General features: G+C 62.8%; 17 protein-coding genes, 1 other RNA gene and 1 pseudogene. 4 read left to right on the forward strand and 15 right to left on the reverse strand.

Features of this window, described 5'->3' with window-relative positions:
* Positions 1–108: 108 nt before the first annotated feature.
* From trpD to raiA, 3 genes are all read right to left on the reverse strand, one after another.
* The gene (gene trpD, locus Q0K62_RS06645; protein WP_297317192.1) at positions 109–1,182 is read right to left on the reverse strand and encodes an anthranilate phosphoribosyltransferase; all 1,074 of its coding nucleotides are present in this window, start codon (positions 1,180–1,182) and stop codon (positions 109–111) included.
* Between the two features lie 199 nt (positions 1,183–1,381).
* Entirely contained in the window at positions 1,382–4,315 is a 2,934-nt protein-coding gene (secA, locus tag Q0K62_RS06650) for a preprotein translocase subunit SecA (RefSeq protein WP_297317193.1), read from the reverse strand.
* A 271-nt stretch (positions 4,316–4,586) separates the two neighbouring features.
* Positions 4,587–5,252, reverse strand: a complete 666-nt coding sequence (gene raiA, locus Q0K62_RS06655; RefSeq protein WP_297317194.1) for a ribosome-associated translation inhibitor RaiA — start codon at positions 5,250–5,252, stop codon at positions 4,587–4,589.
* A gap of 228 nt (positions 5,253–5,480) precedes the next feature.
* On the opposite strand from raiA, the gene rnpB reads away from it, so the two are divergent.
* Positions 5,481–5,853, forward strand: an RNA gene (gene rnpB, locus Q0K62_RS06660) — RNase P RNA component class A.
* Between the two features lie 35 nt (positions 5,854–5,888).
* Here the strand turns inward: rnpB and Q0K62_RS06665 are convergent.
* The 7 genes from Q0K62_RS06665 to Q0K62_RS06695 all read right to left on the reverse strand — a co-directional run bounded on the left by Q0K62_RS06665 (position 5,889) and on the right by Q0K62_RS06695 (position 13,467).
* Positions 5,889–6,383 carry a regulatory protein RecX gene (locus tag Q0K62_RS06665; RefSeq protein ID WP_297317195.1) on the reverse strand — a complete coding sequence of 165 codons (495 nt, stop codon included), beginning with the start codon at positions 6,381–6,383 and terminating at the stop codon, positions 5,889–5,891.
* Positions 6,384–6,798: 415 nt separating this feature from the next.
* Entirely contained in the window at positions 6,799–7,983 is a 1,185-nt protein-coding gene (recA, locus tag Q0K62_RS06670; protein WP_297317196.1) for a recombinase RecA, read from the reverse strand.
* 252 nt (positions 7,984–8,235) lie between these two features.
* On the reverse strand, positions 8,236–8,469 hold the full coding sequence (locus Q0K62_RS06675) for a DUF3046 domain-containing protein (protein WP_297317197.1): 234 nt from the start codon (positions 8,467–8,469) through the stop codon (positions 8,236–8,238).
* Between the two features lie 204 nt (positions 8,470–8,673).
* Positions 8,674–9,174 (reverse strand): helix-turn-helix transcriptional regulator, encoded by a 501-nt coding sequence (locus Q0K62_RS06680; RefSeq protein ID WP_297317207.1) that lies wholly within the window; start codon positions 9,172–9,174, stop codon positions 8,674–8,676.
* A gap of 133 nt (positions 9,175–9,307) precedes the next feature.
* Positions 9,308–9,862 (reverse strand): CinA family protein, encoded by a 555-nt coding sequence (locus Q0K62_RS06685; RefSeq protein ID WP_297317208.1) that lies wholly within the window; start codon positions 9,860–9,862, stop codon positions 9,308–9,310.
* 101 nt (positions 9,863–9,963) lie between these two features.
* Positions 9,964–10,599 carry a CDP-diacylglycerol--glycerol-3-phosphate 3-phosphatidyltransferase gene (gene pgsA / locus Q0K62_RS06690; protein WP_297317198.1) on the reverse strand — a complete coding sequence of 212 codons (636 nt, stop codon included), beginning with the start codon at positions 10,597–10,599 and terminating at the stop codon, positions 9,964–9,966.
* Positions 10,600–10,695: 96 nt separating this feature from the next.
* Positions 10,696–13,467 (reverse strand): DNA translocase FtsK, encoded by a 2,772-nt coding sequence (locus Q0K62_RS06695; RefSeq protein WP_297317199.1) that lies wholly within the window; start codon positions 13,465–13,467, stop codon positions 10,696–10,698.
* A 119-nt stretch (positions 13,468–13,586) separates the two neighbouring features.
* Between Q0K62_RS06695 and Q0K62_RS06700 the strand changes: the two genes are divergently transcribed.
* The gene (locus Q0K62_RS06700) at positions 13,587–14,333 is read left to right on the forward strand and encodes a Fic family protein (RefSeq protein WP_297317200.1); all 747 of its coding nucleotides are present in this window, start codon (positions 13,587–13,589) and stop codon (positions 14,331–14,333) included.
* 178 nt (positions 14,334–14,511) lie between these two features.
* Here the strand turns inward: Q0K62_RS06700 and Q0K62_RS06705 are convergent, their stop codons facing one another.
* From Q0K62_RS06705 to miaB, 4 genes are read right to left on the reverse strand one after another with little or no spacing between them, the layout of a single operon-like run.
* Positions 14,512–15,579 carry an alcohol dehydrogenase catalytic domain-containing protein gene (locus tag Q0K62_RS06705; protein WP_297317201.1) on the reverse strand — a complete coding sequence of 356 codons (1,068 nt, stop codon included), beginning with the start codon at positions 15,577–15,579 and terminating at the stop codon, positions 14,512–14,514.
* Positions 15,576–16,139 (reverse strand): MerR family transcriptional regulator, encoded by a 564-nt coding sequence (locus Q0K62_RS06710; protein ID WP_297317202.1) that lies wholly within the window; start codon positions 16,137–16,139, stop codon positions 15,576–15,578. Before Q0K62_RS06710 ends, Q0K62_RS06705 begins: the two co-directional genes overlap by 4 nt.
* Positions 16,140–16,184: 45 nt before the next feature.
* On the reverse strand, positions 16,185–17,222 hold the full coding sequence (gene miaA / locus Q0K62_RS06715) for a tRNA (adenosine(37)-N6)-dimethylallyltransferase MiaA (protein WP_297317203.1): 1,038 nt from the start codon (positions 17,220–17,222) through the stop codon (positions 16,185–16,187).
* On the reverse strand, positions 17,209–18,636 hold the full coding sequence (gene miaB / locus Q0K62_RS06720; protein WP_297317204.1) for a tRNA (N6-isopentenyl adenosine(37)-C2)-methylthiotransferase MiaB: 1,428 nt from the start codon (positions 18,634–18,636) through the stop codon (positions 17,209–17,211). The genes miaA and miaB overlap by 14 nt, the downstream gene beginning before the upstream one ends.
* 121 nt (positions 18,637–18,757) lie before the next feature.
* On the opposite strand from miaB, the pseudogene Q0K62_RS06725 reads away from it, so the two are divergent.
* Positions 18,758–19,438 (forward strand): annotated as a pseudogene (locus tag Q0K62_RS06725) (GTP pyrophosphokinase family protein); the annotation flags it as partial.
* Positions 19,439–19,676: 238 nt separating this feature from the next.
* On the opposite strand, the gene Q0K62_RS06730 reads toward Q0K62_RS06725, so the two are convergent.
* Positions 19,677–20,516 (reverse strand): aldo/keto reductase, encoded by an 840-nt coding sequence (locus Q0K62_RS06730; RefSeq protein ID WP_297317206.1) that lies wholly within the window; start codon positions 20,514–20,516, stop codon positions 19,677–19,679.
* 234 nt (positions 20,517–20,750) lie between these two features.
* Here Q0K62_RS06730 and Q0K62_RS06735 point away from each other — a divergent pair, with 234 nt between their 5' ends.
* Entirely contained in the window at positions 20,751–21,656 is a 906-nt protein-coding gene (locus Q0K62_RS06735; RefSeq protein WP_297317209.1) for a Bax inhibitor-1/YccA family protein, read from the forward strand.
* Positions 21,657–21,673 lie beyond the last annotated feature (17 nt).

Here is a 21,673-nt window from a genome sequence, read left to right on the forward strand (position 1 = left end):
AGCCACCCGGCAGGGCATGAATCAGCATGGTGCCGTTGTCCTGAAGTCAGCTGCATCGACCGGCGCAGGGCTGTATTCCAAGATGGTCGAGATCGCCCGCGGCTCGGATCAGTCCTGGTCCGAGGAAGACCGGGCAGCTTGGGCACCTTGGATCCACTCGGCTAACAGGGAGGCGGCCCTGCCCTGGTCCACAACCTCTGCTGCCAGCTGGTAGGCCTGGCCGAAACGGGTGGTCAGGTCGGTCCCGGGACCGGCGTCGATCTGCGAACCATCAGCAACGATGGCCGATGCGGCATTGAGCAGAGCCGTGGAACGGGAAGGAACGGACTTGCCAGCCAGGAAGTCCCTGACGACATTGGCGTTGAAGGCGGGGTCACCACCGCGCAGGTCGTCCAGGTCGACGGGGTCGAGACCCAGCTCCCTGGCGGGGTCGAACGACCGCTCCTCCACCTGGCCCTGGTGGATCTCCCAAATGGACACCGGACCGGTCGGGGCCATCTCGTCAAGCCCCTCAGCCGAGGTGTAGACCATGCCCTCCTGGCCGCGTGAGGCATAGACCTGGGCCATCATGGGACTGAGCTGGCGCTGGGCGCACCCGATGGCCACGTACCGGGGCCGGGCCGGGTTGGTCAGGGGTCCAAGGAGGTTGAAGACGGTCGGAATGCCCAGGGCCGAACGGACGGGGCCCACAAACCGCATGGCAGGGTGGAAGGTCTTGGCGAAGGCGAAGGTGATGCCGAACCGATCGGCCATGGCCGCCACCTCTCGGGGAGACAGGTCCAAAGGAAGACCAAGCTGCTCCAGACAGTCGGCTGTTCCGCTCTTGCTGGAAGCGGCCCGGTTCCCATGCTTGACGATCCTGACCCCAGCCGCGGCGGCGACGATGGCTCCCATGGTCGACAGGTTGACCGTTGCGGCCCCGTCCCCGCCGGTACCGACGATATCGGTCACGTCGCCGCTGACCCTCAGCGGTACCGCATGGCCCACCATGGCCTTGGCCGCCCCCTCGACCTCCTGACTGGTCAGCCCCAGGGCCGACTGCATGGCGAGTACGGCGCCCACCTGGACCGGGTCGGCGTTCCCGTCCATGAGATCGTTCATGTACCACTCGGTCTCATCCGCACTCAGGTGTCGGCCGGACACCAGCGAGTTCAGGATGGATTTCCATGTAGGTGGCCGCATGATGACTCTTTCCTTTGTTGGGAGACGTGAGGTGCGTCGCTGTTTGCTCTAGGTTTACTCCCCTGCACTCAACCGCCTCAGGGGCGTCCCATATGATGGTCAACCCTTGACCGGCATATGGAAACGGCCATTACCCATGGGGCAATGGCCGTCCATTGAATCATCAGCCTTGAGGTTCAACACCTGCTGACCGGTACCGTCACTTCTCGTTCTGGCCGTGGCACATCTTGTACTTGCGACCGGAACCGCAGGGGCAGGGAGCGTTCCTGGAGGTACCGGGGAAGGTCCTGCCATCGGCCCAGGGAGAGTGCTCCTCTTCGGCCTTGGGGCGCTTGCTGACCGGAACCTTGCCCTCGGCATGGCTCAGGGGTTCGGGACCGAGCACAGCGGGGCCGGGCTCATTTCCCTCGGATCCGTCCTCATCCTCGGATTCCTTCTTCTCCCTGGCCACCTGGTCGATTTCGGCGTCCTCATCCTCGGTGTCGGGTTCCTCAGGCGCCTCGTAGCTGACTTCCTCCGAATCGTCCTCATCTTCTGATGCGCTCTTGCCTTCATCCCGATCGGACAGGTCCTCGCCGTCCTGGCTGGAATCCTGCTTACGGGCAAGCTCCTCGGCCTCCTGGCTGGCGGCGATCTGGGAGAGGTCCACGTTGAAGAGGAGCTGGACGCTCTCCTCCTTGATGGCATCGATCATGGAGTTGTACATCTGATACCCCTCGCGCTGGTACTCGACCAAAGGGTCACGCTGGCCCATGCCACGCAGGCCGATACCGTCCTTGAGGTAGTCCATCTCATAGAGGTGCTCGCGCCATTTGCTGTCGAGGACCGACAGGACCACCTGGCGCTCCAGCTGGCGGGTGCCCCTTTCGCCCAGCTCCTCCTCACGCTCATGGTAGATGTCCTCGGCATCCCCGAGGACCTTCTCCAGGAGGGCCTTGACGGCCTTGTCTCCCTTGGTGCCCTCCAGGGACTTCATGGTCTCTTCCTGGTCCAGGGTGATCGGATAGACCGAGGCCAAGGCCTTCCAGAGCCCGTCCGCATCCCAATCCTTGGGCTTGTCGGAGCCCTTCTGGGCGCCGCGGATATAGGACTCGATGGTCTCCTTGATGAAGCGCATGACATCGTCATGGATATCCTCACCCTGGAGGACGGCCTGACGCTCGGCATAGATGACCTTGCGCTGCTTGTTCATGACGTCGTCATACTTCAGGACGTTCTTACGAATCTCATAGTTGCGGGATTCCACCGACTTCTGGGCGTTGCGCACACCCTTGGAGACGCTCTTGGACTCGATGGGCTCACCCTCCGGCAGGCCGGACGACATGACCCTGGCCACCAGCTGGGTGTTGAAGAGCCGCATCAGGTCATCCTCCAGGCTCAGGTAGAAGCGGGACTCGCCCGGGTCTCCCTGACGGCCGGAACGGCCACGCAGCTGGTTGTCGATTCGACGGGACTCGTGGCGCTCGGTGCCCAGAACGTAGAGACCGCCAAGCTCGACGACCTCCTCATGCTCGTCCTTGACCTGCTCCTTGACCTCGTCCAGGGTCTTCGGCCAGAGCTTCTCGTATTCCTCCGGGGTGTCGTCCGGGGAGTAGCCCTGCTCCTTGAGCTGCTGATCGGCCAGGAACTCCACGTTGCCGCCGAGCATGATGTCGGTACCACGACCGGCCATGTTGGTGGCCACGGTCACGGCGCCCTTGCGACCGGCCACGGCCACGACCGAGGCCTCACGGGCATGTTGCTTGGCATTGAGGACCTGGTGGTCGATCCCGGCCACATCAAGCAGGGAGGAGACCACCTCGGAGGACTCGACCGAGGCCGTACCCAGGAGGACCGGCTGGCCCTTGGCATGGCGCTTGGCCACATCCTTGACGATGGCGGTCAGCTTCTCCTTCTTGGACCGGTAGATAAGATCATCCTGGTCCTTGCGGATCATCGGCTTGTTGGTGGGAATCGGCAGGACGCCCAGCTTGTAGGTGTTCATGAACTCGGCGGCCTCGGTCTCGGCCGTACCGGTCATGCCCGCCAGCTTGTCATACATGCGGAAGTAGTTCTGCAGGGTGATGGTGGCGAAGGTCTGGTTCTCGGCCTTGACCTCGACACCCTCCTTGGCCTCGATGGCCTGGTGGAGGCCCTCATTGTAGCGGCGGCCCTTGAGCAGACGGCCGGTGTGCTCGTCGACGATCAGAACCTCGCCGCCCTGGACCACGTAGTCGCGGTCGCGCAGGAAGAGTTCCTTGGCCTTGATGGCATTGTTCAGGTAGCCGATGAGGGCCGTGTTGGCGGGCTCGTAGAGGTTGTCGATGCCCAGATAATCCTCGATCTTGGTGATGCCGGGATCCAGGATGCCGACAACCTTCTTCTTCTCGTCGACCTCGTAGTCCTCGTCACGGTTGAGCTTGGGGACCAGTTTGGCGAACTGACGGTACCAACGGGTCACATCGCCCTCGGCCGGCCCGGAGATGATCAGAGGGGTACGGGCCTCGTCGATCAGAATGGAATCCACCTCGTCAACGATGGCGAAGTGGTGGCCACGCTGGACCAGATCGGCCTTGTCCCAGGCCATGTTGTCGCGCAGGTAGTCGAAGCCGAACTCGTTGTTGGTTCCGTAGGTGATGTCCGCCTGATACTGCTTGCGGCGTTCCGTCGGCTTCTGGTCGGTGATGATGCAGCCGACGCTCATCCCCAGGAAACGGAAGATACGGCCCATGAGTTCGCTCTGGTAGGAGGCCAGGTAGTCGTTTACCGTGACCACGTGGACACCCTTGCCCTCCAAGGCGTTCAGGTAGCTGGGCAGGGTGGCGACCAGGGTCTTGCCTTCACCGGTCTTCATCTCGGCGATGTTCCCCCAGTGGAGGGCGGCGCCACCCATGAGCTGGACATCGAAGTGACGCTGGCCCAGGGTTCGCTTGGAGACCTCGCGGACGGTGGCAAAGGCTTCTGGCATCAGGGAATCAAGGGACTCGCCCCTGTCCAGACGCTCCTTGAATTTCGCCGTCTGGCCTTTCAGTTCTTCGTCTTCCATGGCGGAGATCTTGTCCTCCAGGGCATCGGTCGCATCGGCGACTCCCTGAAGCTTATGGATCTGCCGTCCCTCACCCATACGAAGGACCTTGTCCAAGACTGATACCACGTTGCGCTCCCTACACGTTCATTCAATCCCCCGTTACACCATCATGTACCGACGGAGGCCCAGACTTTCACCATATTACGCGAATGCACAGATTTTCACTAGGCATACCGTGGGCGACCGACGCGATGCCCGGATACGGGTATCCCCGGACCCGTATCCAACCTCCCGCGCCGACCCGAACGACCTCCCTGGAGGCTCGACGAACCCGCCAGCCCGGGCCGTCCAATCGGCCACCCGGAACTGACGGGCCCAGTCGGTATCCCTGCCTTGATTACTTCTTGCCCACATGCTCAGGGGTGTCGATTTCGAAGACACCATAGCTCCATCCATGCCTACGGTAGACCACGGAGGGACGGTGGGTCTCCTTGTTGACGAAGAGGAAGAAGTCGTGACCTATCAGCTCCATCTCATACAGGGCCTCGTCAATGCTCATGGGCTCGGCAATGTGCAGCTTGCGGCGGATGACTATAGGGGTGTCGCCCACCTGGACCTCCACGGACTGACCTGGCTCCAGGTCGGATGCCACGGCATCCTGGGCGCTGTTGTCGGGATCGGGAGCCGACACCTCCTCGGGTCGCCGGGGTTCCTCGGGCAGGACTTCGACCGGCAGGGGGGCATGGTCCAGACCACGACGGTGGTCCTTGCGGCGATCACGCGCACGACGCAGGCGCAGGGTGAGCTTGTCAAGGGCCATGTCGAGGGCGCTGAACTCGTCGGCGCTGGAGGCCTCGGCACGAATCACGGTCTTGCCGGCCAGAACGGTCAGCTCGACCCTCTTGGCGCTATCGGCCTGACGGGGATTGCCCTCATGGGTCAGCACGACCTGAATGCGCTGGGCATCAGGAGCGATGGCTGTTACACGATTCATCTTGCTTTCGACGACTTCACGGAACCGCTGCTTGATCTGGGTGTGACGTCCGGTAATGACGATCTCCATGAGAATCTCCTTGCATTCGTAAGCGGCCGGGCCGCTGGTGCGACGGCGGGAAAAGTCGCCGTCGACTGTATTTCCGATTGTAGCTGAAAAGGATAGACGAACCGGCGAATCCCACCCGTGGTCCTCCGGCACGGCCAGTCAGGACAACCGACACTCCATGGTGCGCACCCATGCGCATATGCAATCAGGATCGGCACCCGTCGCTCGGTTGGGATAGGCTGACCACTCGAGACCTCTCGATGGCCGCGGTCATTCCTCTTGGGAATGGCTGAGGAACTTCCGGGCTCCATAGAGCACGATGGCGGATAACGTCCGCCCAGGGCGACCTGAGAGATAGCGCAACAGAGAACAGACCGCCTGTCCCTAGGGCAGGTAAGGGTGAAACGGCGGTGCAAGAGACCACCGGGCCGCTGGTGACAGCGGTTGCATGGCAAGCCTCATCGGGAGCAAGGCCAAGCAGAAGGCATTCAGGGGTTGCTCGTCCCGCCTTCGGGTAGGCCGCTAGAGCCTGGCGGCAACGTCAGGTCGAGATGGATGGCCATCCTTCCGTCGGATCCATTCGACGGATGACAGAACCCGGGGTATATGAGAGGTCTCATTTCATTGCACCCCTGCTACAGCCTGACCTCGACCACCTCAATCGGACTCGACCAGGAGGTCATTGGCCACCCGGGTCAGAAGGGACGGGTCGTGGCCCTTCCGCGATCCGGCACTCCAGAGGCGGCGTTTGCGGACCCGAAGATCGAGACCTTCGGTCCTCTTGGCGACCTTGCGACCCAGCTCGTAGGCGGAGTCCACAAAGAGTCCCTCTTCAGCCGCCTGGGCTATGACCTCCTCGGACAGGGTACGATTCAACCCCTTCCGGGTCATCTCATTGAGGACACCACGCTCCCCCATGGTGCGATGAAGACATGAGCGCAGGAGATCCTGGGCATAGCTGCGATCGTCAAGAAGGCACAACCGGGTAAGCCTGGCTATCACCTGTTCGATGGTCGGCTCATCAAAACCCTTCCTGGACAAGCGCTGCGCCAAGGCTCCACTGGACCGGGCGGCAGCGTCCAAGAGGGTCAGGGCCGCTTCACGACAGGCATCCACATCGTCTGCATCGGCACGGACATCCGGATTCGTCATCCCACCGGCACCAAATCCACCGGCCTTGGGCTCACGTACCGGATACCGGCGCCTGCCCCTGCGCTTGGACCTGGTCCGGCGGCTCCCAGTCTCGTCATCGGCGCTGCCTGCAGCTGAATCACCAGCATGGGACCCCAACCGGCCACATGTATGCAGATGAGCGTCCTCCACCCAGGTGTCGGACACAAGTACGGCAGGAGACGGCAGATGCGGTTCCTCCACGGACCCGTGTTCAGACGGAGACCGCTCAGGGGAATTCTCTCCGTGGTCGGCACGAGCTTCCACCTGGGCATGGCCAGTCTGACCATGGGCTCTTCCAGCCTCGTCTTCGGCGAGAGCGGAAGCTTTCTGCTCCCCGGATTGGGGGAGCAGGATCGAATTGGACTTGAGAAAGTCCTCGGCCGAAATCATGGGATCATGCAGCCTGAGCCGTCATTGGGGCACTCTTGGCAGCGTCCGCTGATGTTCCCGAGCCGGGGGCGGCAGGAGACCCGGCATTGCCCTGTATGGACCTGTCCTTGTCTCCGGACTGGGAACCGTGATCGTCCTTGGACTCGGGCATGAGTCCGAAGGCTGCCTTGACCTTGTCTTCGATCTCCTTGGTCAGACCGGGGTTGTCCTTCAGGAACTGACGGACATTCTCTCGACCCTGACCCAACTGGTCACCCTCATAGGTGAACCAGGATCCGGACTTCTTGATGATATTGGTCTCCAGGGCCATGTCGAGGACCGACCCCTCCTTGGAGATGCCCTCACCGTACAGGATGTCAAATTCGGCAATCTTGAAGGGCGGGGCCATCTTGTTCTTGACAACCTTGACCTTGGTCCTGTTGCCGACAGCCTCGTCCCCGTTCTTCAGGGTCTGAATACGACGGATGTCGAGACGGACCGAAGAGTAGAACTTCAGGGCCTTACCACCGGTGGTGGTCTCCGGGCTGCCGAAGAAGACACCGATCTTTTCCCTGAGCTGGTTGATGAAGATTGCCGTGGTGTTGGCCTGGGCCAGGGCGCCGGTCATCTTGCGCAGGGCCTGGCTCATCAGCCTGGCCTGGAGACCGACATGGCTGTCTCCCATGTCGCCCTCGATCTCGGCCTTGGGCACCAGGGCGGCCACCGAGTCGACGACGATGACATCCAAGGCACCTGAACGAATCAGCATATCCGCGATCTCCAGGGCCTGCTCACCATTGTCGGGCTGGGAGACGATCAGTGAGTCGGTATCGACGCCCAGCTTCCGGGCGTACTCCGGGTCCAGGGCATGCTCGGCATCGATGAATGCCGCCACTCCCCCATTGGCCTGAGCATTGGCCACCGCGTGCAGGGCCAGGGTGGTCTTACCCGAGGATTCGGGACCATAGATCTCAACGATGCGGCCGCGGGGCAGACCGCCGATACCCAGGGCCATGTCCAAGGCCAGGGAGCCGGTGGGAATGACCTCGACATCCTGTGCCGGCCTGTCTCCCAGCCGCATGGCCGAACCCTTGCCGAAGTTCTTCTCAACCTGCGCAAGGGCAGTGTTCAAGGCGGCCTGACGACGGGGATCGATCCCGTCCTTCTCTTCTTCCTTCTTCGCCTTGCCACTGCTGCTCTGTCGTGCCATATGGCTCTCCTTTTCCCAAAACGACCTTACGAACCTCAGGCTATCCGCCCTCCGCCCTCCAGGGCAACAGTCCGATCAATGTGGTCGGACGTCAGAAGACACCCGAATCATCTGAGGAATAGTATATCCTGCGATACGAACAAATGTTCGAAACCCTTCTCAGGGAGTGAATCCCCTTCATGGCGACTCCACCACCCGTCAACCCTGCCGCAGGCGATACAACCGATTGACCAGGCCGGAGCAGGCCCCAAATCAGGCAGCAGGCATGGGCGGGGCATTGTGGTCCTTGCCCCACCGCCGGGAATCGGGAATCTCCATCTGATCGCAGAGGACGTTCCATACCACGCGGGGTTCCACGCCCGTGTCAAGGGCCTCCACCACCGTCATGGAATCCAACTTGTTCAGCCGCTGGTCCCGGGCCAGGCTCCGCCCATAGACACGCCCGAAGACCTCTTCCAAGAGCTGCCAGAACTCCCGTTCGCGCACAGCAATCACCTCCGCTTCAGCTTTCTGCCAAGCCCAGGACCAACCAAGACGCATAGGAAAGGCGTCCGGACCATATGAACCGGACGCCTTTCCTGCACCACATACTTGAGAACCATCTTCCTCAGCAACCGACCTGCGGTCTACATCCCAAACCGAAAGCCATGCAGATGGGGTCAGGAAACCAGGATGAAGAAATCCGAAGGATTACTCCTGGGTCGACTCCAGATAGTCGGCGACCATGCGCAGTGTCTGGGGAACACCCAGTCCCAGGGCATCGGCGATCGAGCTGAGCAGCTCGGAGCTGGCTTCCTTCTGACCGCGCTCCACCTCGGACAGGTAGCCCAGGGATACGCCGGCCTTCTCGCTGACCTCGCGCAGGGTCTTGTGATCACCGGTACGGAGCTCGCGCAGGACATGCCCCAGTGCCTCACGCAGGGAAACCCTATGGGGAGAAACCGCCTGGGTCTCCTTGGTCGAGGAGGCACGCTGCCTGCCCGCCTCCATGCCGTCTTCCTCCATCCACATCTTATTCAGGCTGGCCTGCCGCTCTTCCTTGGCTTTCTTGGCAGCCCTGGCCTTGACCACCTGCTGCTGGGCGAAGACCACAGCACGGCGCTGGGCGGGGGTCAGATCGCGCACACGGGCATTGCGCTCCGCCACCGGTGCGGTCGGCTTGACCTCATACCTTGTGTCGTTTCGAGTCATCACGGTCTCGGTGCTGGCCATTGCAGCCCCTTTCGCCATTTCTTGCTTCCTGTATTCCATTACATAGTGACCAACAGGGATGAAGATGGATTATTCCAGCGGAGGAACCGGAAGGGAGTGTTTGTGACCAAGGTCACGTATAGAGCTGGAGGGTCCTGTCCAACCGGTCGAGCACCTGCATGACGGTCCCCCGCCTGACCTCTTCCCGGTCACCATCGAGATGGAGCTCGTATGAAAAGGTCCGGTAATCATCCACCAGTTCCCGATGCATGGCCGTCGGCTTGACCAGACGCCTGGGCAGGGCGAATCCGATATACACCAGGCCTGCGGGGTCGTCGCCGTCAGGCCCCGGGCCTGCCACTCCGGTGGTCGACATGCCGATCACCCTGCCCTCGCAGTCATACCGGGAGTAGAGGCGGGCCGTGCCCAGAGCCATCTCCTCGGCCACTCGGGGGTGGACCGCCCCATGGATCCTGAGCAGGTCGTGGTTGACCTTCAGGACCGATGCCTTGGCCGCGATATCGTAGGTGACCGACGACCCCAGGAAGACGTCCGAGGCCCCTGGGATCCTGACGAAGGCATCGGCCAGGAGCCCACCGGTCAGGGATTCGGCCGCAGCCAGGTAGTAGCGGGAATCACGGCAGACATCCATGGCCCTGCTGGCGAAATCGTCACATCGCTGCTGCATGTCTGTTGTCATTGGTCACCTCGTCACTCCCCGTAAGAAGGCGGGCAGACCGGGCCATGCCAGACGGGGAATCTGCCCCCACTATACCCCCGGGCGAACCGTCAGGAGCGGGAGGAGGTTGCCTTTGAGCCAACGCCATAGACCCCGACGAGGTACTCCCCACCCGAATAGAGGCAGAGGACCAGAGCCAGGATGATGACCGCCTGGGTAAGGGGCAGGTACCCTGACCAGTAGGACCCCAGGGGGACCATCAGCATCCCCAGACCGAAGCATTGCAGGAGGGTCTTGTACTTGCCGGCCCTGGAGGCGGCGATGACCATTCCCCTCTTGTTGATGACCATGACCCTGAGCAGGGTGATGCCGATCTCGCGAATCAGGAAGAGGACGGTGATCCACCACCGGACCTCGTGGTGAAGGGAGGCGACGATCAGGGCCGAGCAGATCAGAAGCTTGTCGGCTATGGGATCCATAAGCTTGCCCAGCTCGGTCACCTGGTTGTAGCGGCGGGCCATCCAGCCGTCCAGCTTGTCGGTCGAGGCGGCAATGATGAAGAGGATGGCCGCGGTCCAGCGTAGCCCCATATTGTCATGGCCCCAGTCTCCTGCCATGACATCAAGGACGATGAAGACGATGACCAGCAGAATCCGGGTATAGGTGACCAGGTTGGGTGGACTGTTCCACCCGTCGAGAAGCGAGCGCTTCCCACCGGAGGTCGTAGACTCGGCATGCTCCTGCATTACCACTCCTTATTCACAGCTTCTTCCGTGCATCCCAATCCCGCGCTGTAGTGCCATACTAACGGTAGTCCACACCATGCCTGACCGGACCGGAGTTCAGCCATCCGCTTGCCCATCCCCGTCAGGTTCGGACCGGGCCGGACCGATGGTGGACCGGTCACCCCTGATGAAGGCAAGGGCCTCCTGGAGCTGGGAGGGTTGAATCAGCACCTCCCTGGCCTTGGACCCCTCGGACGGTCCGACGATGCCCCTTGACTCGAGGAGATCCATGAGCCGACCGGCCCTGGCGAAGCCCACGCGGAGCTTGCGCTGGAGCATGGAGGTGGATCCGAACTGGGTGGTCACCACCAGCTCAGCCGCCTGGAGGAGCTCGTCCATGTCGTCACCGATCTCCTCCTGGATCTCGTTCTTCTTCTCAGCCGTGTCGGCCATCTGCTCGATGTCCTCACGGTAGTGGGGCTTGCGCTGGGTCCGTACGTAGTCCACCGCCTTGCGGATCTCGGACTCGGAGACCCAGGCCCCCTGCACACGGGTGGGCTTGGCCTGACCCATGGGCAGGAAGAGGGCATCGCCCTGGCCAATCAGGGTCTCGGCCCCGGTGGCATCCAGGATGACCCTGGAATCAGTGGAGGAGGAGGTGGCGAAGGCCAGCCGGGAGGGGATGTTGGCCTTGATCAGGCCGGTCACCACATCGACCGAGGGGCGCTGGGTGGCCAGGATCAGGTGGACACCGGCCGCACGGGCCAACTGGGTGATGCGCTGGATTGAGCTTTCCACATCGTTCTTGGCGACCATCATCAGGTCGGCCATCTCGTCGACCACCACGACCAGGTAGGGGTAGGGAGCCACCTTCCGGTTGGACCCGGCCGGGGCATGGACCTTGCCCTCACGGACGGCCTTGTTGAAGTCCTTGACATGACGGAATCCGAAGAACTGGAGATCGTCATAGCGGGCGTCCATCTCCTTGACCACCCACTCCAGGGCCTGGGCTGCCTTCTTGGGGTCGGTGATGATCGGGGTCAGGAGGTGGGGGATGCCCGCGTAGGCGCTGAGCTCGACCCGCTTGGGATCCACCATGATCAGACGGACCTGCTCCGGTGTGGCCCGCATGATCAGGGAGACCAGCATGGAGTTGATGAAGCTGGACTTGCCCGAACCGGTGGCACCCGCCACCAGGAGGTGGGGCATCTTGGTCAGGTCGGCAGTGACGTAGTGACCCTCCACGTCCTTGCCGACGGCCGTCATCATCGGATTGTCATCGCTCCGGGCCTGGTCCGAACGCAGGACGTCGCCCAGGTGGACGATTTCACGGTCCACGTTGGGGATCTCGATACCGATGGCCGATTTGCCGGGAATCGGTGAGAGGATACGCACATCCGAACTGGCCACGGCGTAGGCGATATTGCGCTGGAGATTGGTGACCTTCTCGACCTTGACCCCGGGTCCCAGCTCCACCTCGTACTGGGTGACCGAGGGGCCACGCAGGAAACCGACCACCTTGGCATCTATGTCGAACTGACGGAAGGTGGTTTGAAGGGCCCTGATGACGTTCTCGTTGGCCTGGGTCCGGGTCGCGTGGGGCTTGCCCCTGGACAGGAGATCCGCGCTGGGCAGGACATAAGGAAGGGACTCGTCGACCGGTACGTCCGGACGGTCCGATTCAGCAGGAGAATCGTCCCTGTCGGTAGCGGCAGGCGACTCCACCTGGCCCATCCGAACGGTGTCCGCTGCGGCCGCAGCGGCGGCCCAGGGGTCGGATGCCCCCACCCCGGACAGGGCTGCGGGACTTACCGGCATCTGCCCGGTGGCGGGATCCTGGCCGGCATCACCCTCGTCTCCCGCAGGATCCGCCCCAGAACCGAACCCTCCGGACAAGGGCAGATCATCTGCAGTGGACCCATCCACATCAGGAGAGGAACCATAGGGATCCACCGGGGAGTTGGGCAGGTTGGCCGCGTGGTCAAAGGGATCATCCGCCTCATAATGCTCCAGGCGGTCATCGTCCTTATCCGCACCCCTCCGGTGGAAGAGTCGCTGGAACCAGTTTCCTTTGGAGGGCTCGGCGGGGGCGGCCTCCTCCTGGTCATCCCCCTCGTGGGTGGGAACACCCGGAGCCAGATCAAGGGTGCCGTCCTCCAATCGCACCTCGTTGGGGAAGACCCCGGTCTGCACATCATCCGGCTTCGCTCCCCCGCCTTTGCTGAAGAGGGCGCGGAACCAGTCGAAGATGTCCCGGACATGAATCCGGAAAATCAGCATCAGGGCGAAGAGGGCCACGATGACGAAAAGAATGACCGCAAAGGCCTTGGAAAGACCCCATGCCAACGGCGAACCCAGAGCGAACCCCAGGAGGCCACCGGAACCGCTGACCGCCTGGAAATCAAATCCGCCCTGATCCGACACCATGATGGCGTCCATGATCGAACAGACCGACCAGAGGAGGATGAAGAGGCCGCCGATGACGTGGGTGTTCCCGGATTCATGACCGGCATACCGTACCAGCCTATAGGCCACGATCAGGAGGACCACGGGCAGGATGATGCTGCACAGACCCAGGGCCCCGGAGGCCACGATATGCAGGCCGCGCCCCAGGAACCCGTCGACCCGGAACCACTCACTGGCACAGAACAATACGGCGACAATGACCAGGATGAAGCAGACCCCATCCTTGCGGTAGGCCGGATCGTACTCATCACCCGTCTGTCCGCGGATCAGGGAGCCGATTCCCCTGGGCAGGGCAAGCAGGACCTGGTGCCAGAGGGCTTCCTGGGGTTGGTTCGACCCCGAGGACCGGCCGCCCTTCCTGGCATCTCCGGACTTCGATAAGCCGGGTCGGCCCTTCCTGTCTGTGTCTTGCTTTTGTGTCATAACGTCTTTCAGACTACCCAAGGCTCCACCCCGGCGCAGTCGGTATGGCCAGCGTCCACAAAGAATTCAGACTGGGCGTCCGGTGGCGCCACCCGGCCGCCGGTACTAGCATCAATGACATGACACCTGCCGAACGCGAGAGCTCAATCGCCTTCGCCCGCCGCAACCTCCTGATCGACGGACTGGAGCCAAGCGCCCGGGCCATGGGGTTGGCCGCCGCCTATTCGGCCGGGGACATCGATGAAGATGCCCTGATCAAGCGGCTGGATGCGGGGGACGAAGCACCACGAGCCTTGAAAAATGAACGAACTGCAGACTTGCCGACCGATGCGGTCTTCGTCAGGACGGTCCTGGTCTGCCGGCATCCGTGGACGGCCAGCAGCGATCTGGATGAACTCCGGGCCATCCACATCCGCCTGTTCGGGGGCCTTGGGCCCTGGGCCGGCCGGCTACGGAGGGCCGACCAGATCTCTTCTTCATCCAAGGGGTACTTCCCCCCTGCACTCCTGAACCAGGGGGCGGCCAGTATCGGCAGCGGCCTGGCCTCCGAACGGAACCTTACCAGCCTGGACAGGCCCGACTTTCGCGACAGGCTGGCCTATTACTATGACGAACTGGGTTTTCTCCACCCATTCGACCGAGGCAATGCCATGACCCTGCGCATCTTCGCATCCCGTCTGGCCCATGATGCCGGCTGGGACCTGGACTGGGGCACGGTGGACCGCCACGCCTACCAGGAGGCCACCCACCGGGCATATCTGGGCGACCTGTCTGGGCTCATGGCCCTTTTCGCCGCCATCATCAGACCGGTCAATCCGACCAGGATCTTCCTGATCGCCGGATGGGACCAGGGTCCGGCCCACTGATTCATGAGGCTGCCCCCCTCGACCCGTCCCGTCCAACCGGGAAATCAGCGACTCGGTCAGCCCACGGCACCGGTGAATCGCCACAACAGGACCGGAACCGGTTCTGCACCATTGGAAAACAATGCCCCTGCCGGACGCGAAGCACGCAGACCGGCAGGGGCGATGAACGGGTGGTGAGTCAGATCTCACTGACCTTGAGCAGGGACTTGATGGCCTTGCGCTGGTCCATGGCCCGGTAGGCATCGCGGATGTGGTTCAGGTCGAAGCTGGCCGTGAAGACGCGGCCCGGGTTGATCTTTTCATCCAGGACCTGGTCCAGGAGACCGTTCACGTCGTAGGTGTGGACGGTGGCGGATCCTCCGCGGACGCCGATGTTGTGGTAGAAGGTCTCCAGGGCGGGAATGGTCACGTCGTGGGGAACCCCGACCCTGCCCACAATGGCACCCGGACGGGCCATGGCGAAGGCGCTCTCGTTGGCCTCCTGGGAACCGACGCACTCCAGGATGGCATCGGCACCGTATCCACCGGTCAGGTCCATGACGGCCTGCACACCCTCATCGCCCCGCTCGGGGATGATGTCGGTGGCCCCGAAGGCCTTGGCCAGCTCCTGCCTATCCTGGTGGCGGCTCATGGCCACCACCCGCTCGGCCCCGCGCAGCTTGGCGGACAGGACCCCACACAGGCCCACGGCCCCGTCGCCGATGACCACGGCGGTGTCACCCTGCTTCACTTCGGCGCTGACCGCAGCATGGTAGCCGGTGGCCATCACGTCGGACAGGGTCAGGAGGGAGTCCAGCATCCCCTCGGAGAAGTCCCGGGCACGCTCCACCCCACCAGGCACGACCACCAGGGTTCCGTTGGCTTGGGGCACGCGCAAGTACTCGGCCTGGGCACCCATACCCGGTGCGCCGCCGAAGAAGCCCCCGTTGGGGCAGCCGGACTCGAAACCGGCCTTGCAGACCGGGCAGTGGCCACAGCTGAAGGGGAAGGGGACGATGACGAAATCACCCTCCTTGGCTACGCTCACCTGGTTTCCCACCTCTTCGACCAGACCGATGGCCTCGTGACCGATCGTGCTGCCCGGTGCCATGTCGGTCAACCCGCGGTAGTACCAGAGGTCAGATCCGCAGACGCAGGCACGCACCACGCGAACCACCGCATCGGTGGGTTCCTGAATCTCCGGCCTGGGCACATCCTTGACCACCAGGCCGTCCGCACCCGTTCCCTCGAAAATCACTGCCTTCATGACTGCCTGCTCCTGTCTGCCGACTTCCTGTCAGCCTGCCTGCCTGTGTTGATCCTGTTGACTGCGCTGGACCGGGCCGCCTCGATGATGGAGGACCCCCGGTCGAGAATCTGTGCCGCACCACGCTCATCATGGTCGCGGACGTGCTGCCAGTAGTGGACCTTGACCTCCACATACCGACGCTGTGCCTGAAGGCGTTCGATCTCCACATCCAGACGGCGACCCTGCTCCGCCATGAGCTCCATCTGCCGCCCGGCCCGTTCGGCACCCTGGCTGCGGTTGGCCAGGTACTCCTTCATGTTCTCCAGGGACATACCGGTGGCACTCAGGCAGGAAACGGTCAGCAGGAGGTCGATGTCCCGGTCGCTGTAGGACCGATGACCGCTGGACGGGTCCCTGGCAATGGGTGGGATGATGCCGATGGACTCGTAGTATCTGAGCGTGGACTCCGGAAGGCCGGTCATGAGCGAGGCCTGGCGGATGGTATGCCAGCGAGTGGGCCCCTCCTGGTCGGACTGGGCGTGCCCTGCCTGGGGTTCGACTTCCGTGATGCTTGTCATACCCGTTACCCTAAGAACTTCAAGTACTTGAAGTCAACACGGGTGTCAGATGGATTCCTCCCCCAGAGAACCCAGAGGATGCCTGGTGCCGGGAAGACCCGCATCCCGGTCGGCCTCCAGATCGGCACGGTCGAAGTCGCCCTGGTCGGCCCGGTCCACCAAGGCCAGGGCCTGAGCGATCAGGTCGGGGGCCAGGGCATCCAGCCAGTGGATTCTAGGGTCACGCCCGAACCACCCCATCTGCTTACGGGCCAGTCGCTTGGTCTTCTGGGCGATCAGGACAAACGCCTGATCCTCATCGATGCGCCCATCCAGGTAATCCTCGATCTGCGGGTATCCCAGCGCCCGGGCGGCCGTGGTGCCCAGATGCCCACGAAGATGGCTGACCTCATCGACCAGGCCCTTGCGGCGCATTTCCTCGGTCCTCCGATCAATGCGCTCGTCCAGTTCCCCCCTGGGCAGGTCCAGACCTATCTGAACAGCCGGCAGGAGGTAACGGTACCGGGGCAGACTGGCGGAATAAGGACGGCCTGTGATCTCCATGACCTCCAGGGCCCGCACCGTGCGCCGCACATTCCTTGGATCCATTCTGGCGGCCGCCTGGGGATCCTTCTCCTCAAGCTCCTTGAAGAGCAGACCCGGCCCCTCCTCCGCTGCGCGATTCTCCAGCCTAACCCGCACCGCCCGGTCGGTCCCGGGGAAAGAGAGGTCATCGATGACGGCTCGGGTGTACAGACCCGACCCGCCGACCAGCATGGGCCTGACCCCCCGCCCACGCAGATCGCCTATCAGGGCCCGGGCCATCTCCTGGAACCGGGCCACACTCATGGCATCCCAAGGGTCGATCACGTCAATCAGATGATGGGGAACAGCGGCCCGTTCCCGGGCCGTGGGCTTGGCCGTGCCCACATCCATTCCCCGGTACATCTGGTAGGCATCGGCATTGATGATCTCGACCTGCTCGCCGCGCTCACGCAGGGCCAGGGCCAGGGCCACCCCCAGGCCGGTCTTGCCCGAAGCGGTCGGGCCGACGATGGAGACGATCCGCCGCCGGGTGGATACCTCCGCCTTATCTGACCTCATAGACCTGGCCGGCTTCCGGGTCGGGATCGGCAATCAGATAGTGAGGCCCGCAGTCCGTAACCGTACAGGTGACCAGGTCGCCCACCTTCGGTTCCGACAGACCCCGGGGCCGGCCGATATGGACCAGGACGCCGGTCCGTTCACGCCCGGTCAGGCGATGCGTGGTCCGGTCGTGCCTGCCATGACCTCCCTCGACCAGGACCTCCACCTGCCTGCCGACAAAGCCCTGCATCTGCTCCTGGGTGATGGACTCCTGAAGGGCCTGGAGACGCTCGAATCTGTCCTGGACAACCTCCTTGGGCAGCTGCTCCAGCCCGGCCGCCGGGGTGCCCGGCCTGGGCGAGTATTCGAAGATGAAGGCCGATGAGAACCGGGCCTCCTCGACCACAGACATGGTCTCCTGGAAGTCCTCCTCGCTCTCCCCGGGGAAGCCGACGATGACATCGGTGCTGATCTGGGCATCGGGCATGGCCCGGCGCACCTTGTCCAGGACGGAGAGGAAGCGCTGGGACCGGTAGGAACGCCTCATGGCCCGCAGAATCCGGTCGGAACCGGACTGCAGGGGCATGTGCAACTGGTGCATGACATTGGGCGTCTGGGCCATGGCGAGAATCACATCATCGGTGAAGGCGGCCGGATGGGGCGAGGTGAACCTGACCCGCTCCAGGCCTTCGATCTGCCCGCAGGCCCTGAGCAGTTTGGAGAAGGCGAACCTGTCTCCCACCGACCACCCGTAGGAGTTTACGTTCTGACCCAGGAGGGTGACCTGGCGGGCTCCCCCATCGACGCAACGCCGGATCTCCTCCAGGATGTCGCCCATGGACCGGTCACGCTCCCTGCCACGCACGGCAGGGACGATGCAGAAGGTGCAGGTGTTGTTGCATCCCACCGAGATGGAGACCCAGGCCTGCGAGCGCGAGGCACGGACCGTGGGCAACTGGCTGGGGAAGACCGTCAGGTCGTCCGCGACCTCCACCTGGGGCCGTTCGGTGGCCTCGGCCTGGTCGAGCAGCTTGGGCAGGGAACCGATGTTCTTGGTGCCGAAGACCGCATCCACCCAGGGAGCCGTACGGGTGATCCGGTCGCGGTCCTTCTGGGCCATGCACCCTCCCACGGCGATGCGGGTGTCGGGCTTGTGCTGCTTGAAGCGATGCCATCGCCCGATGGTTCCATACATCCGTTGGGTGGCGTTGTCACGAACGGCGCAGGTATTGAGGACCATCACGTCCACCTCGCGACGCTCGATCTGCTCGTGGCTGGCCGGCCGGTATCCCTGGGCCTCCAGGACCCCGGCAATGCGCTCGGAGTCATGCTCGTTCATCTGGCATCCCAGGGTGTGCACGTAATAGACGCCCCGGTCCGCCACCGCCCTGTCAGCCACCCTGGCGGGTCCCACGCTCTGTCCTGTCTTCATAAGCCCCGATTGTATCCACAGGCTACGTCCAGGAAGCCATCGCAGCATGTGCGTACCATGGTGGTGTGTCTGATGAAGGACGGCCTGGGAGGTTTGTGTGATACTTGACCGGAACAACACCATGAGTGCATCCGAGATGAGACAACGGCTTGCGGACCTGGATGAGCAAAACCGCCCCAGCCTGGACAAGGACGAGATCGTCGAATTCGTCAACCTCATGCAGACATATGAGGGGGCCATGTATGAGATTTCGACCAAGTTGGACGTTCTGGACACCGAATTCCAGGTCAGGTTCAGCCACAATCCCATCCACCACATGGAACGCCGCCTGAAGAGCGTGGACTCCCTGGTCGGCAAGCTCCGCCGCAAGGACCTGCCCGTATCGATCGAGTCGGTCCGGGACCATATCTTCGACGTGGCCGGGGTCAGGGTCATCTGCAACTACCGCGATGACGTATATTCGGTCTCCCGCTATCTGTCGGACCAGTCCGATATCCAGGTGCTCAGGGTCAAGGACTACATCCGCAACCCCAAGCAGAACGGATACCGCTCCCTCCACGTGATCTACGCCGTGCCTGTCTTCCTGACCTCCGGCCCCCATTACACCCCTGTCGAGGTGCAGTTCAGAACCATCGCCATGGATTACTGGGCCTCCCTGGAACATCAGCTCCGCTACAAATCGAACCTGCCCGACAACCGTCTGGCGGAGCACTCCCAGACCCTGCTTGACTGCGCACGGTCCCTGCAGAACATCGAGGTGCAGATGCAGTCCATCCACCGCGACATCTCGGGGTCGCCCCAGGAGCAGGAATCGGATGACGCCGCCATCCGGGCCGCCAAGTCCAACCTGGCCAACGGTTCCGACATGCGAATCGGCGGCCGTCTTCAGGATTCCGCCGACCGCTGATCCTGAAGACGGAACAGACGGCAAGGCCGGGTGGAAGTTCACCCACTCCACCCGGCCTTGTCCTGCATACGGCCTCCATGCCTGCCCCACTCCGTGGAGCGGTCGTTCAGGAGTCAACACACATAAAGGGGAATCAGAAGTCGAAGTTGTCCGGATCGCTACCGTGGCGGACTCCGGAATCCATGGCGGAGATGGTCCTCATATCATCCTCGTCCAGGACGAAGTCGAAGACCCGGGCGTTCTCCTCGATCCGCTCCTTGTGGGTGGACTTGGGGATGACGATCAGACCCCGCTGAATGTGCCAGCGGAGAATGACCTGGGCCGGGGACCGATCGACCTTCCTGCAGATGGCCTCGAGCCTGGGATCGGTCAGGACGGATCCGCCCGTGCCGCCCAGCGGGCTGTAGGCCTCGACATCCACCCGGAGTTCCCCGTGGCAGTAGTCGATCAGCTCCTGGTTGACGAACTGGGGTGAGGACTCGACCTGGTCCACGGCCGGCTTGGTGGAACTGATGGAATGAAGCTCCTCCAGGTGATGCTTCTGGAAGTTGCAGACCCCGATGGCCCGCACCCGGCGCTGGGTATAGAGCTCCTCCATATCCTCCCAGGCCTGCTGCCAACCCTCGGCAGGCCAGTGAATCAGGTAGAGGTCGATGTAGTCGGTGCCCAGCCTGTCCAGGCTCTCCTCGAAGGCCTCCCTGGTCCGACCGGCACGGATGTCGTCGTTCCACAACTTGGTGGTCAGGAAGATGTCACGGCGCTTCAGCCCGGAATCGCGCATCCCCTGCCCCACGGACTCCTCATTGCCGTAGATCATCGCCGTGTCGATGTGGCGGTACCCGGCCTGGAGGGCCCAGGTCACCGCCTGGCTGGTGGCCTGCCCGTCCGGGGTCTGGAAGACGCCCAATCCCAGCTGGGGAATATCAACCCCATTGTTCAGGGTGATCATGGTGTCGGTGACGTTTTCACTCATACGGTTCCGCTCCTTGCTCGGTTGATGGTCATAGTCCAAGTTCCATCGTAGGGCCTGCAGGAGAGGTGGAGTGGACAATTTGCAGGAATCAGGACATTTGCATGAGGGCCCGATCCGGCAGAGGCAGTCAGGATATGGTGACCAATTCATGCTCTGAAGAACGGATTCCGAATCGACTGTGTAGAATCAATCATACCCATGTCCGCACAGACGGGCATACCAAGGAGGAGCATGATGGCATCAAACGGCCAGCCCCAAGGAACCAAGGACTTCAACACGTTCAACCAGCAGCAGGGCCAATATGGGCAGCAGCCGTACGGGCAGCAGCCCCAGTACGCCCCCCAGGGCCAATATGCACCGCAGGGCCGGTACAACCAAGCGGCCTATGACCAGGCCCCGGCCATGCAGATGCCGCAGCCCCAGGCCGGACACTCGGCACCGATCAACACCGACTCCACCTATTCCTTCGAGAAGGCGGAGCGGATTTCCATGTCCCGTGCTTACGGTGAGATGGCCATCGGCCTGCTGGTCACGGCGGTGGTGGCCTACCTGACAGCCACCTCCGGACTGCTGTACGCCTTCGTCATGGCCACAGGGACCATTGGCTGGATCGGCTTGGCCCTGGTCCAGGTGGCCTTTGCCGTCTTCCTGAGCGCCAGGGTCATGAAGATGCGGACATCGACGGCCAGGGTCATGTTCTACCTTTATGCCGCCCTGATGGGCTTCACCCTGAGCAGCATATTCGTCACCTACTCCCTGCCCGCCATCCTGCTGACCCTGGTGGTCTGCGCAGGGTTCTTCTTCGTGCTGAGCATGCTGGGACTGACCACGCGGAGGAACTTGATGGGCATGGGTTCCGTCTTCCTGGTCGCCCTGCTCTTCCTGATCGTGGTCCAGGTGGCGCTGATGTTCCTGGCCCCCTCGAACACGGCGCTGAAGGTGGTCGCCGGTGTCGGCATCGTCCTCTTCGCCGGGCTGACCATCTACGACGCCCAGCAGACCAAGCTCATCTTCGCGGCCTATGAGAACCAGGGAACCGAGGTCATCAAGAAGGTCTCCATCCTCTGCGCCCTGAACCTCTACCTGGACTTCGTCAACCTCTTCATCTACATCCTGGAACTGGTGGGCAACCGCAACTGAGCGGAGCTGCAACCGGC

Source organism: uncultured Bifidobacterium sp. (assembly GCF_945269915.1).
GTDB classification, from domain to species: Bacteria; Actinomycetota; Actinomycetes; order Actinomycetales; family Bifidobacteriaceae; genus Bombiscardovia; species Bombiscardovia indica.

Excerpts from the sequence above, each read along its gene's own strand:
- Q0K62_RS06685 (WP_297317208.1), bottom strand. The coding sequence starts at position 9,862 with ATGCAGCAGCGATGTGACGATTTCGCCAGCAGGGCCATGGATGTCTGC.
- Q0K62_RS06680 (WP_297317207.1), bottom strand. The coding sequence starts at position 9,174 with ATGACTCGAAACGACACAAGGTATGAGGTCAAGCCGACCGCACCGGTG.
- raiA (WP_297317194.1), bottom strand. The coding sequence starts at position 5,252 with ATGGAGATCGTCATTACCGGACGTCACACCCAGATCAAGCAGCGGTTC.
- Q0K62_RS06710 (WP_297317202.1), bottom strand. The coding sequence starts at position 16,139 with ATGACAAGCATCACGGAAGTCGAACCCCAGGCAGGGCACGCCCAGTCC.
- Q0K62_RS06665 (WP_297317195.1), bottom strand. The coding sequence starts at position 6,383 with ATGACGAATCCGGATGTCCGTGCCGATGCAGACGATGTGGATGCCTGT.
- Q0K62_RS06705 (WP_297317201.1), bottom strand. The coding sequence starts at position 15,579 with ATGAAGGCAGTGATTTTCGAGGGAACGGGTGCGGACGGCCTGGTGGTC.
- miaB (WP_297317204.1), bottom strand. The coding sequence starts at position 18,636 with ATGAAGACAGGACAGAGCGTGGGACCCGCCAGGGTGGCTGACAGGGCG.
- Q0K62_RS06700 (WP_297317200.1), top strand. The coding sequence starts at position 13,587 with ATGACACCTGCCGAACGCGAGAGCTCAATCGCCTTCGCCCGCCGCAAC.
- recA (WP_297317196.1), bottom strand. The coding sequence starts at position 7,983 with ATGGCACGACAGAGCAGCAGTGGCAAGGCGAAGAAGGAAGAAGAGAAG.
- miaA (WP_297317203.1), bottom strand. The coding sequence starts at position 17,222 with ATGAGGTCAGATAAGGCGGAGGTATCCACCCGGCGGCGGATCGTCTCC.
- Q0K62_RS06730 (WP_297317206.1), bottom strand. The coding sequence starts at position 20,516 with ATGAGTGAAAACGTCACCGACACCATGATCACCCTGAACAATGGGGTT.
- Q0K62_RS06695 (WP_297317199.1), bottom strand. The coding sequence starts at position 13,467 with ATGACACAAAAGCAAGACACAGACAGGAAGGGCCGACCCGGCTTATCG.
- pgsA (WP_297317198.1), bottom strand. The coding sequence starts at position 10,599 with ATGCAGGAGCATGCCGAGTCTACGACCTCCGGTGGGAAGCGCTCGCTT.
- trpD (WP_297317192.1), bottom strand. The coding sequence starts at position 1,182 with ATGCGGCCACCTACATGGAAATCCATCCTGAACTCGCTGGTGTCCGGC.
- Q0K62_RS06735 (WP_297317209.1), top strand. The coding sequence starts at position 20,751 with ATGGCATCAAACGGCCAGCCCCAAGGAACCAAGGACTTCAACACGTTC.